Consider the following 12398-nt stretch of genomic DNA (forward strand, 5'->3'; position numbering starts at 1 on the left):
TAAGTGTGTGTATTTAGTTAAAACTAAAAAAGTTGTTCAAGATAAAAATCCTATTTCTAATACTTCTACTCTCTCTCACAATCCCAATACTTTAAAAGCTCGCTCATCAAGTTCTTTTAGCTCCTCAAGTGTATACAATCGTCCTTCTGGATCAAAAAACTTATCAAAGTCGAATTGTCCTTCTTTATATAATTGATATCTTTTAGGCCCTAACCACTCTTTTTGAAAGAAATCATCTGTTAGTTTAAAAAACTCTTTAAATGACATATTTGCATCTAATTGGCCAATTAACTGTTCACGTTCATTTTTAGGAATATCCTTAAATTTTCTCTCATCCATAATGAAGGCTCGGCTGCCGACTAGCTGACCGTCCTCATGAGTTGGAACTAGAATACTGCGGCAATGAGGATGTAAAGGCGGAACTTTTTTTGTAGGGTCATTGATATTCCACACACTACTATCAAGGGCTGCACATACTTTTGAGGTTCTACCATCAAGAACACTTACAAATCTGACATATGCAAACTTTAACTGTTTATAGCTGTTTAAATAGGCCTGATTGGATATATGACTTCGAATCGTACGCACAGTTCGTTCAATATCAATCTTAGAGCTATTTAGTAGTCCATCTTCATATTTAAGGCGTTTAGTCCCTAGAATCCTTTGAATAATTTGTTGATTCGTCGCTCCAGTATTGAGGCCATCCCGAATTGCATACTCAGCTCTTTGACGGGCAACCTCTGCAATTGTAGAAAGTAACTCATCCACCAATGCTCCACCTGCTAAAGGAACACGTTTAGCAGCTTTATAGAGCTGTTCACCTTTTAACTCGTTATGTTTACCACCAAAAATTTTTGACATATATCTGACTTCATAGACAGCCAATGCCACAGCAGAGATGGTAAAAGTTTCAATGAGCATATCGTTAGTAGTATTAAACCACTGAGAAATCAGTGCACGTTTTTCTTTTAAGGGGGCTGTTGAGTAAACCCCCCCCGCCAATGCGGTTTTTTCCTTTTCATTTAGCTCATCTAACAGCTTACTTAGTTTGGTAAGCATATTAACTGTTTCGGAATTAAATAAATTAAGAAGTTCATTAACCGATCTTGAAGATGCTCGATATAGATAAGCTTGATGTTGAGTCAGAACATCAAAAAGTGATTTCTGATGAAGATTAACCATAAAAATTACCTCTACAGAATTGCCCTTTTTATTATTTTCTATTTGTTTGTCTTACCTTATGTAATTTGCTTATTATTAATATCTCTAGAATAAGTTATGACTAACAAGTGTACCTACGTAAAGTTATTTAGCTAACAGCTTATCCTTGTAATTTATATCTTTATAAACTTGTCTCGTGTCTAACTATACCATCTCTTTAATGCTGAGTAAAACAGCATTACTCGGAATATTTTTAAGTATTTTCTTTTGTTGTTTTCGCCATTCTTTATAAAATTTTTTATCAGATTGTTCAGAAAAACTGTTTGTATTCTTATTAGCGTATGTAGTACCCGTATTTGATGATTGTATACTTGGCCAATTGTTTAATTGAGGTGTTAAAACCGCATTACTCATCAATGAAAGTTCTTCTAATCTAATTAAGTTCATATTTACTTCCTTGCTTATATCTAGCTCCTGATGTCTTCAACATGTTCAAACTTTATATTGAACCGTTAAAAGATAGCTACTGTTTTATTTCCTAAGCCAATCAGAGCCTACACAAATACCACACCCTTAAAAATGCAAAGTGCAAGTTTTGTGTATTGATTTACCAATGATGTAACTTGCTATACGCCCAAATAAATTAATTTTAAATAGAATGAAAAAGGTATTTATAAGGTTTTCTTCTCAGTTGCTCCAATTTCAGATATACTGACCTTAGTATGAGATGAGCCTTATATAGTTCATTGGTAGATCAATGAATGACTAAGCCCTTCGCTTTCGAGCAAGGGCTTTTTTAATGCGTGTAATTTGGAAAAATTACTTTGATCTGACTCAGCAATTCAAGCCTCGGTTTGCCTTTACTGAACAGGTCTGTTAGATTGGTCTTGTTCATCAACTCCTATTGTGGATGAATACTGAAGCCTGATTCGTAGCATCAGGCTTTTTTTATGCCTAGATTTTATTAAAGATCAGAACGGCTTTTCTGATCAAACCCTATAAAGAATTAAAAGACTATGATCCTAAAAACAATTTCTTTTCAATAGCGCGGCGTCTAACCAATCCAGCCAAACGCTTACCGCCTGCGTTTACCCATACATCAAATTGGTTTGCGGCCCCTTTGTAATCGCCTGAATTTAATTTTTTTAATAAGGTCGATTTTTTAAAGGCTCCTGCCCCGATGTTATAACTTAGTGAGACTAATGCGTCGAATTGATTTTGCTTTAAAGGAACTTTTACAGCGCCATTGACTGCACGCTCAAATATTTTCAAATCATGCTGCATATATGCTTTGGCCTGCTCAAGAGTACATGTGTCACCTTTTTGAACGCTCAAACCGTTTGGGTATCTGGTTGTGCCATAACCAATGCTCCAGACACCTACGCCATCATCATAAGCACTGAGTCTTAATCCTTCAAAATTACAAATATGGTTTACCCCTTCCTGACTCAGAGACATCTCATCTACCACAAAACCAATTTCCTCATCGCCATTGTCTGTTGCGGTAGCAATCGGATTATTTGTAGCGGCACGTGACCGAGACTTGGTAGTAAAAAGCTTGCAAAGATAATCCAATATTTTTTGCATCTAATCCTCTTTCATCTTACTTTTTCTCTGTAACCCAAAGTGTAATATACCCTTGAACTACAGGCTGTCCATCTGCTCTATAGGCATTTACTTTTATTTGCATATCGCCAACTTTCCATTCTTCATCAATTGTTGCGACGACTTTAATATCAGAATCGGCTTTGGCGACATAATTTACATTCATGCCTTTAGGTAACCATCTTAAATGTTGAGGAATAGATGCTTCGGTTAGTACACCCATAACAAATTCTAATCCATTACATATGGCAATAACGTGAACTGTTCCTATGTGATTTTCGACTGATTTATTCTTTTTGATGAAAGCTTCACACACGTCAGCATCTAGTTTTTGAATAATTGGATTTACTGTTTGAAAATATGGAGCAACACGGCTAACAACTTTTGACAACAACGTTAATCCACATGGTATTGCTTTCAATGTTCTAAAAGCGAGCAAAACGTCATTAATTGGTGGTACAGCGTTATATTTGATTTGGTTGGCAAATTTATAAATATAATTACTCATAGTTTTACTTCTGGCTGAGAATAAGAATTTAATAAATATATAGCCTCATATCTCTAGACTCATTGCTTAACTTTCATGTTTTTTAAGTCATTAATGATAATTTTTGAATAATATCTAGAGTTTGTTGTTGTTCAACCAAATACGCTAGAAATTAAAATGCCCAATATAAAATTGGGCTATAGATTATTCTTCGACTTCTATGGGATCGCCATCTTCAGGTCGAATATGTCGCTCACCATCATCTGCCGGATCGACACTAGAGCCATCTTTGGTAATACTGTTATACAACTCATCCTCTTTTTTATCATCGATAAATTCTTCATCTGCAAAATCAAGAGGCTCTTCATCATCATCAAAATTTAATGGTTTTTCTTCATCTATCATGAGATTTATCCTTTACTTCACTTGTCTCATACCATGCTCAAATAATTAACAGATACATTCAACATGAAACAATCATCATTTATGTAACAGACACTTTAAGATACATATAACAAAGAAAACCGCCCTCGAAGGCGGTTACTAAGCTCTAAATTGTTAGAGATAATTGGCTTATAACTTTTATATATTTTAAGAAGGTAGTTTATTATTTTTAATATAATCATCTGATTTAAAATAATTAACAATCATTTCTGCATTTTCTTCTTTTACAGGTAAAGTAGTTACTGGAATATTTTCATTTCCCATACTAAAGCCTTGAGGGACCAACTGAGAAATAGGAGGAAATTTGGCTTTCCCTCCCTCAGTGATTCTTTCAATAAATCCTGCAAGCCATAAAATAAACTCACCTTCATTATCACACTTAGGCATAAGACTAAAATCAATTTTTACCGAGCATTGCTCGATGGGCTTGGTTAAGCAGTCTTCAAAATTAATAAAATTATACTTTAATTTGAATTCAGTACCTTTTATCGCATTACGAATAAGCCCAACCAAACAATTTAAATTTTCTATTACATCATCAGAAAACAAGTTGTCATTTTTAATTTTTTTATAAACCTTATCTGCTATTGCTAGATATTTTGGCATCTTAACCTCCTATCTTCTCATGCGTATATTTATATACTTCTTTAAACTATTATTTTTTTATGTAAGATAGGGTAAAACTCATAAACTAAATGTAAGAAATACAAGGTTTTTGAAATTTAATCGTCAATTAAACATCAAAAACATTTAAAAATGTGAAGTAATTAACATAAATAATCTATATATAAGAAGATTTTGAAAAATTTTCTTTCAATTTTTCATATTATCGAGAAGTGCTTTAAATAAAATCTTAGCTCTATTTAATATTTGAACTGAATTTATTCAAAGAAATTCTAGTTTTTATTATTTTCAAGGTGGTTCAAAATACTACTAATTTTTAAAAGTAAATAACCGAACAGCAAACCATTAAATATAATAAAAAGACCAACTGTGACCATTTGTGTAGACCACACTCGAATAATATCTAAATTATCATTTCTAGTTTCAACTTGCCCATATGACAAAATAAAGGCTATTCCTAAAACAATTCCAAATATAATTAGACACCACGCTACAACTTTCGTTGCTTTACTTTCAGTATGAGGCTTCTTTACTTCACTCATATTTTTACTTACAACTCTTACGAAATTATTTATTTTCTATAATAATTTTTCATTCTTTTAAAGTTCTGTTTATGTTACCTTTTGATATTAATGTAACAAATTTTTATATTTTTTTAATATATAAATAAAATGTCTTATTTTCTGACTACATTGAAATGTTAGCATTCTACTTTTGAATTTAGCTCTTAAAGATCAGTTCAATATAGCTAAAACCTACTATATCAATACTATAAATATCTAAAGAGCAGATTTAACTTACTCAAAATTATAAATCTGCTCTTAGTATTCAAACATAACTGATTTATTTTACCTGAAACTTAATATTGAATTTTCTTGCTTGCTTTCTTACCTCTGGATTAGAGGGTAAAACAAATGGACTAGAACGCCAGATAGCTTTTTCAATACTTGTTTTAAATTTTTGCTCTTCTTTATCTAAAAAGATAATTTGCTCAATTTCGCCAGTATCCATTAAAAAGACTTTAACACTTGCACTCATACCTGTAGAAGACTTGGGAATATCCCAGGTTTTATAAATTTTCTTTTGATATTGTTTTTTATATTTTTCAGCCTCTGAAATAATTTTATTATCAGCCACTTGCATAGGAGTGACTTGTTTGTGACCTGTGGCACACCCAACCAATAAAAATAAAGAAGCAACAATAGTGAAGTTTTTCATTTAAAATACCTTGTTTTCAATAACTAAAATTTAACAGTTTAAAATTTAAAAAACCACCCAAAAGGTTTTATTAATCATTGATTATTATGAGTTAGCAAAGGTGTTAAGCCACCTTTGCTCCGTCCTTTTTAGTTAATATTTTATTTTTCTTTAAAAAGGAACTTCATAACGAAAATTTAGATTCGAATTTTCTGATATATTTATATTATAGACATCTCGATCAGTGAAAATCCCATGTTCAGGTGTTTTAAAACTATTAAAAGCTTTATTCTCTGGAACTATTGGAGGTTTATTCAAATAATTTTCTTGAGAATTATATGGAGATGAAGCACAACCAATCAGCCCAAAACCCAATAAAGATATAACTAAAAATGTCTTCATAAATTTTGTCCACTTTGATAAAAGCTACACAATTTAACAAATTGAACTGCTATTGTCACACCAGAATAATTTAGTTTAACTTAACAATAAATTTATTGAATGTATTTAAAAAGAAATAATCAATTTCAACTTCTATAAAAAACAAATAAATCTGGCCCATATAAGTTTTTAAAACTGGATGTATTAAAGGCCCTATTCTAGTTTTAATATTTCCTTGATTTTTAACCAATGATCTACCTATTTTACGTTTAGATTTTAAGGATTGTTATGCGGCTACATTTTATTATTCATGAAGATTTTGAAGCGCCCGGCGCATATGAAATTTGGGGCAAAATGAATAACTTCAAAATTACCTATTCAAGAGGGTATTTAAATGAAGTTTTGCCAACTTCTGTTGAAGATATCGACTTTCTTATTGTAATGGGTGGCCCACAAAGTCCCGATACTACATTAGATATGTGCCCTCACTTTAATTCATTAGCTGAACAAGCAATGATTAAAAAAGCAATTGAAGCAAATAAAGTGGTCATTGGGGTATGCCTAGGGTCTCAATTGATCGGTGAAGCTTTAGGTGCCAAATTTGAACATAGCCCTGAGCGAGAAATTGGTAAGTTTCCAATTATGCTTACAGAATATGGAATAACACATTCTAAGTTTTCACACTTAGGAAAAATGACCGAAGTTGGCCATTGGCATAACGACATGCCAGGCTTAACTTCCAATGCAAAAATTATTGCTTTTAGCGCAGGGTGCCCAAGACAGATTATTGAATATTCAAAATTAGTTTATGGCCTACAATGTCATATGGAATTAACTTCAGAAGTAGTTGAATTACTGATTCAACATTCAGAAGTCGAGTTAAATGATGCTCACAATTATAAATTTGTGAATACTCGTGAAGAATTACGAAATCACGACTATCAAGAAATGAATCAAAACCTGTTTATTTTTCTGGATAAATTGAAAGAAGAATATTCAAAACAATCTTAAAAAAATGAGTGTAAAAAGCCTTTTTAAATTGGCTTTTACGCTCCGCTACAGATCTTATTATTTACCAGTTGATCAAGCACTCTTGAAGTCAAACCTTCAAAAATTAAATTTTAATGTTACAATACAGTGATTTACTCAATTTCAATTGGACTCCCAAAGAAATGAATAGATTTTTATTAACTTTTTTATCTTTAAATATTGGGCTTTTTTCTTCTTCCATCTTTGCTGAAACAAACACATTTCAAACGAAACAAGAATATAACCGCCCTAGATTTAATCAGCATAAAAGTATGCTTGAAATAAATGCTAACACTCAGAACCCTCAGCTGACTGAACAGCAAAATTCATTTAATTCTCCTCATTCCCAAAACGTAGATTTTTTTGAAATTGCAAAACAATATCAAGAAAATGAAGCAAAGCCTTCTTCGTTTACTGATGAAACAGTGAATATGAGTGATCATGAGCGTAGCCTTTACTACATGAGACATCATGATAATGTGGGTATTCAAAGAGAAATTCGTGGTCAACAGTTTAAATCGCTAAAACAACAGCGAGATAAAGGTGTTATTTCTAATGATGTATATAAAGAAAAGGTCTACAAAATCTTAAATCAACCTAACTTTAAATAAATTTGAAGCCCTCTTCGGAGGGCTGTTCTGTGAAAATGATTAGTGAAAAGCTATGTTTAGTTTTTCTAAAAAACTTAAATTACATTTATAAAATTTTGTTACTTTTTCGCTATAATGATTATAATTATCGTTTAGGATTTCGATACATCAACATGGACCGCTCAACCCCTCTTTCACTCCCAAATTTTAAGTTCAAAGTTTCTACACTTAGCTATGCAATCGGAATTGCTTGTACTTATCTCGCACTTCCTACACATGCTGAAGATACAACGTTACCGACCATTACGATTAAGGCGCAAGGTAACTGGCTAGAAGAAGCTAATGCTGAAACCGTTCACAAACATGCTGGCGCTCGAACTATTGTTGACCGTAAGCGTTTAGATGAAACGGCAGCAACTTCATTGCGCGAAGCTCTAAAGCAAGTTCCTGGAGTTCAGGCTCAAGACAGTAGTGGCACAGGTGGTAGTGATGTTTCTCTCAATATCGGGGTTCGTGGTTTAGCATCTCGCCTATCACCTCGCTCAACAGTTCTAGTAGACGGCGTTCCACTTTCATTTGCACCGTATGGTCAGCCACAGTTATCTTTGGCACCTGTTTCAATTGGTAATATTGAGTCAGTTGACGTTGTACGTGGTGCGGGATCAGTTCGTTTTGGGCCTCAAAACGTAGGCGGAATTATTAACTTTGCTACTCGATCAATTCCTCAAGATTTTAGCGGAACTGTTAGCCTAACTTCAGAATATGCTTCTGGTACTGACCAAGTAAAGCTCAGCCCTAATCTATTTGTGGGTGGAACTTTAGATAATGGCTTAGGTCTTGCCCTTCTATATTCAGGGACCAAAGGAAACGGTTATCGAGAAGCTAACAATAAAATTGATATCGATGACGTAATGTTAAAGTCTGCGTATCAATTTAATGATAAAGACTCGGTTGCTTTAAATCTGCATCATTATGAAGGTCGTGGTGAAATGCCAGAGGGTTTAACTCAGGCGCAATATGCTGAAAACCCTTATCAATCTTCTGGTGAAAAGAACTATTTTGCAGGTCGACGTACAGATGTCTCTTTACGTTATAACCATAAAGATGAAAAAAATAACTTCGAGGTTTTGAGTTACTACATCGACTCTTTCCGTACTAGTAATCTTGAGACTACACTAGCGAATGGGCAAAAACGCCTCGATTCTGCTCCACGCGATTATAAAGTCTATGCAATTGAACCGCGTTACTCTCGCATTTATGAACTTGGTAATACTCAAAATGAAGTAACGGTTGGCTATCGCTATTTAAAAGAAGAAAGCTCTGAATTTGCTGGACGTACTGCATCTTATGCAGCAGGTTCATCAGTGCCAGACTTTGCGCCACGTAGTAGCAGCGAAGGTGGCACTAAAGCACATGCAGTATATATCGACAACCGTATGGAACTCGGCCGTTGGACCATCACACCAGGTGTTCGTTTCGAATCAATTGAAACCCATAATAACTTCACGGGTTATAACAAAGGACAATCTAATACTGTTTATCCAAAAATTGATTCAGACGAATTTTTGCCAAGTTTATCTGTGATGTACTCGGCAAATGAAAATTGGAATATATTTGCAAACGCTGGTGTATCTTTCGGTCCACAGCAATACAGTCAATTAGCTCGTCTTGAAGGAACAACCGCAACGGCTACAACCGAAGGCTTACATCCTGAAAAGTCGAACAACTATGAAATTGGCACCAAATATTTGGGCAATGGTTTAAATGCCGAATTTACCGTGTTCTATTTAGACTTTGATAAAGAACTTTCATTGGTTCGCGATGCTGGTAATAACGGGATTTGGACAGACTTAGGGGCGACCAGCCATAAAGGTGTCGAAACAGGTATTAGCTATGATTTCGGTCAATTGTCTGATGCACTGGAAGGCTTAAAAGTATATGGCAACTATACTTTCACCAAAGCAGTGGCTGAAGCTGGTCAATTTAAAGATAAAGATCTACCGTTTTACTCGCGTCATGTCGGTAATGTTGGGTTAGGTTACACAGTAGATAAATGGTCTTTAAATGCGGATATGTTTGCTCAATCTAAGCAGCATTCACCAGATCTTCCAGATAGTAATGTCTATCAAACAGAAGAAACTGCTGATGGTAAATATGGAGATATTCCGGGTTACACCACTTTTGCGCTACGTACCTCTTATGACTTAAGTTCACAAGTTAAAGGTTTAAAAATCGCTGGTGGAATCAAAAATGTCTTTGATAAGCAATATTTTACTCGCTCAACAGACTCTACTGGCGGTAAGTATGTAGGACTGCCACGTACGTTCTATCTACAAACATCTTTTGATTTTTAAAGCCCAATTAAATTGAATAAAAAGCCCTCTTCGGAGGGCTTTTTTATAAGAGTTAAACCTTAGAGTACTAACCAATCTAAGCGAGCGTCGACATAAAATATTCTAATAATTTATCTCTTTCATCGATCTTATTTGCACTTAAAAGCTGGACCATTGCCCCATCAATCACAAACAAAAACATGTAGGCATCTTCAACTGTAGCGGTAACTTTTACAGTTAAAAGCAGCTTATAAATTTCATTTATGAACCAATTTCGATAGTCGCTGACGAGTTTATAAGCTGCTGGATAGATCTTTTCAATTTCAAAAATGGCTTTAAATGGCAAACGATAAAAACCCTCTAAGTTTGCATGTAAAAAGTAAACTTTCTTGAGCTTATCAAACATCATAAGTTCGCGGTACGAATGAATAATTGAAAACACCTCATGTTTTAATGCATCTGTTTGAAAAGTTAAGCTCATCTGAATGAGCCTTTCTTTGGAGTGAAAGTAGTTATAAAAAGTGGCTTTGGGAATTTTTGCTTCCTCAATAATTCGGTCAATCCCAATATAAAACCCATATTGTTTAAACAAATCTCTTGCCGCATGTAGCACGCGAAGTGCTCTAAATGATGCTTCTAAATTTGGCATTTTTATACCGTTTAAAATAATTTTTTTTTTTGTAAGTAAATGAGATAGAAATGCTGTCACTCTTAAATTGAGCGCTAAAAACAGGCATGTAAAAGCTGCACAAAAAAGGTGTGCTCGCCTATCTCAGGTTTATTGTTGCTATGATTTTTTAGTCGTAACGATTCTTAAGATGTAGAAAACCTAAAGCCGATTAAACCGTTTTAAAGACTGTTTAAATGGAATGAATAGAGAGATTTTGGCAGAGGCCAATAAAGAAAAAATAGTACGCATAACGGCGGACTCCTTTTGATTTAGAAGAGTCTTACCAATTACTGTCAAATAATGGTGGCAAGACTAGAAGGGTTGACAGACTGGTACAAAAGGAAACCAGCGCACGCAAGCGTGCCCCTCCTAGCCTCACCATAAAGGCGTGACTTAGGAGAACGCACAAAACGAAACAATACGTTGTTGTGCGCCTTTTGTACCAGCTCTGTCAAAAGCTGACTGGCAATGTGGCCAGCAGGCAAAGGATAATCGGAGAGATTTTGGGTGTCAATGTGATATTGGCTAGAAAACAGTTAAATAATTATTGTTTTTCATTCTCTTAACTTAATTTTATTTAATGTCTCACATAAAGCTTTTTTGTCGGCTTCTTTAAGTTGTAGATGCTGAACAGGCCACATATAGCTACAGCCATGAGGCGCTTTGTTGTTATTTCTCTTAAGTTCAACGGCAATATTTTTTAGAAGTTCAGTGTTTAGAGAACTAATTTTTAATCGTACTTCTGCTAAATCTTGTGGCTTCCAATTGCTTTCTGGACTCGATAACCAATCTGCGCGATAACGGTATTGAATGGCCTTGGCAACATTCATTTGCGTCACAATAAATGGCTTTACTGTTTCGCTGTTTAAGCCAAAAGATTCGGCTTCAGAAAGCGATTGATCGAGAACTTTCTTTTCTTGAGTTAAATCTTCAATAGGTAAATGCTGCTCTGCTTTATAACCTGCTACATCTTTCATATAAGCTAAACGCTCGTTAACTAAACGAGCAGTTTGAGTGTATTGTGAAGCTTGCGCGAGTGGAGGAAAACACATAAAAGCTGCCAAAGTCGACACTACTTGAACAGCTCGCTGAAAACTCTTTATATTCACTATTTAAAAACCTACCGAAATTATTGTTCTATGATCATCTCAACTCAGTACTGTATTTCAAGAACATGCGAAAGTAAAACTTCAAGATAGGCTGAGTTCTTGGCTCCATGCCGAATCAGGTTGCTGATAGATGTGTTGGCATACTTGTTTAAGAGATGAGGTAAAGTGCTGGTCTTGCCCATCCCACTTTTCAACCATGCAATAAGCAACATGAATACCTTTAGGCTGAAACTCTCTGGCTAATGACTGCGATAAAGCTCGAATGCTAGCAAACATGCTTTGGCTTAACACATCGTAATGGGTCGAGTGATTAGAGGGTGCGCCAAGAAAAATAAGGGTGCCCCGCTGTTGTTTAAGCATAGGCTTAATGACAGCTTGAGCGATACTCACCGCACTTAAACCTGTGGTCTGCCAACTATGTTCAATCTCTTCTAAAGATAAAGCTTCGATATTAGCCGAAGATGAAAAACTCGGCTGAAATACACAGAGTTCAATGGTATGCCCGTGTTTTGAGATATAACGCAATAAGCATTTTAAGTGATCTGCATTCACCAAGTTTACATGGATTGCTGTCACACCATCATTTACAGAATGGACCTGCATATTTTGCACGGCTGAATCATGTATAACCTGATAAAGATGTAATGGACAATGTGCGTTTTTATCTAGAATTACAAAATCACGCTCAATCAGTTGAAGGTCATGACCAGCCACTACAACACAGCCCTGCTTTTTTTGAAATTTTTGAAATATTTTTTTTAGCATTTT

General features: G+C 34.7%; 15 protein-coding genes. 3 read left to right on the forward strand and 12 right to left on the reverse strand.

The genetic code is table 11. From position 1 onward, the window contains the following. Nucleotides 1-75: 75 nt before the first annotated feature. The 9 genes from J655_RS07955 to J655_RS07990 form a co-directional block, all read right to left on the reverse strand. The gene (locus tag J655_RS07955; protein ID WP_032052235.1) at nt 76-1182 is read right to left on the reverse strand and encodes a minor capsid protein; all 1107 of its coding nucleotides are present in this window, start codon (nt 1180-1182) and stop codon (nt 76-78) included. A 183-nt stretch (nt 1183-1365) separates the two neighbouring features. Further along, nucleotides 1366-1608, reverse strand: coding sequence for a hypothetical protein (locus J655_RS07960; RefSeq protein WP_032007434.1), 243 nt, complete (start codon nt 1606-1608; stop codon nt 1366-1368). Between the two features lie 567 nt (nt 1609-2175). Continuing rightward, on the reverse strand, nt 2176-2748 hold the full coding sequence (locus J655_RS0104245) for a lysozyme (RefSeq protein WP_032052236.1): 573 nt from the start codon (nt 2746-2748) through the stop codon (nt 2176-2178). Nucleotides 2749-2764: 16 nt separating this feature from the next. Beyond that, complete coding sequence (locus tag J655_RS07965; RefSeq protein ID WP_032007437.1) at nt 2765-3274, reverse strand: hotdog fold domain-containing protein; 510 nt, start codon at nt 3272-3274, stop codon at nt 2765-2767. Between the two features lie 183 nt (nt 3275-3457). Further along, nucleotides 3458-3658: a hypothetical protein gene (locus J655_RS07970; protein WP_002114613.1), complete on the reverse strand. Its 201-nt coding sequence runs from the start codon at nt 3656-3658 to the stop codon at nt 3458-3460. 186 nt (nt 3659-3844) lie between these two features. Further along, nucleotides 3845-4303 (reverse strand): hypothetical protein, encoded by a 459-nt coding sequence (locus J655_RS07975; protein ID WP_032007438.1) that lies wholly within the window; start codon nt 4301-4303, stop codon nt 3845-3847. Nucleotides 4304-4593: 290 nt separating this feature from the next. After that, nucleotides 4594-4863, reverse strand: coding sequence for a hypothetical protein (locus J655_RS07980; protein WP_032042454.1), 270 nt, complete (start codon nt 4861-4863; stop codon nt 4594-4596). A gap of 301 nt (nt 4864-5164) precedes the next feature. Beyond that, nucleotides 5165-5539: a TonB C-terminal domain-containing protein gene (locus tag J655_RS07985; RefSeq protein WP_032042453.1), complete on the reverse strand. Its 375-nt coding sequence runs from the start codon at nt 5537-5539 to the stop codon at nt 5165-5167. A gap of 150 nt (nt 5540-5689) precedes the next feature. Then, nucleotides 5690-5920: a hypothetical protein gene (locus tag J655_RS07990; protein ID WP_005068685.1), complete on the reverse strand. Its 231-nt coding sequence runs from the start codon at nt 5918-5920 to the stop codon at nt 5690-5692. 267 nt (nt 5921-6187) lie between these two features. Between J655_RS07990 and J655_RS07995 the strand changes: the two genes are divergently transcribed. The 3 genes from J655_RS07995 (at nt 6188) to J655_RS08005 (ending at nt 9872) form a co-directional block, all read left to right on the forward strand. Next, nucleotides 6188-6910 carry a type 1 glutamine amidotransferase gene (locus J655_RS07995; RefSeq protein ID WP_032007660.1) on the forward strand — a complete coding sequence of 241 codons (723 nt, stop codon included), beginning with the start codon at nt 6188-6190 and terminating at the stop codon, nt 6908-6910. Nucleotides 6911-7023: 113 nt separating this feature from the next. Beyond that, nucleotides 7024-7539 carry a hypothetical protein gene (locus J655_RS08000; protein ID WP_032007659.1) on the forward strand — a complete coding sequence of 172 codons (516 nt, stop codon included), beginning with the start codon at nt 7024-7026 and terminating at the stop codon, nt 7537-7539. Nucleotides 7540-7691: 152 nt separating this feature from the next. After that, nucleotides 7692-9872 (forward strand): TonB-dependent receptor family protein, encoded by a 2181-nt coding sequence (locus J655_RS08005; RefSeq protein WP_032052237.1) that lies wholly within the window; start codon nt 7692-7694, stop codon nt 9870-9872. A 76-nt stretch (nt 9873-9948) separates the two neighbouring features. Here J655_RS08005 and J655_RS08010 read toward each other — a convergent pair whose 3' ends face one another. The 3 genes from J655_RS08010 to J655_RS08020 form a co-directional block, all read right to left on the reverse strand. Further along, nucleotides 9949-10500, reverse strand: a complete 552-nt coding sequence (locus J655_RS08010) for a TetR/AcrR family transcriptional regulator (RefSeq protein ID WP_032052238.1) — start codon at nt 10498-10500, stop codon at nt 9949-9951. 575 nt (nt 10501-11075) lie between these two features. Continuing rightward, entirely contained in the window at nt 11076-11633 is a 558-nt protein-coding gene (locus J655_RS08015) for a chorismate mutase (RefSeq protein ID WP_032052239.1), read from the reverse strand. 78 nt (nt 11634-11711) lie between these two features. Continuing rightward, nucleotides 11712-12395 (reverse strand): SDR family NAD(P)-dependent oxidoreductase, encoded by a 684-nt coding sequence (locus J655_RS08020; protein WP_032052240.1) that lies wholly within the window; start codon nt 12393-12395, stop codon nt 11712-11714. Nucleotides 12396-12398 lie beyond the last annotated feature (3 nt).

The sequence above is a fragment of the Acinetobacter sp. 1294243 genome, assembly GCF_000588015.1.
In the GTDB taxonomy this organism is placed as follows: Bacteria; Pseudomonadota; Gammaproteobacteria; order Pseudomonadales; family Moraxellaceae; genus Acinetobacter; species Acinetobacter pittii.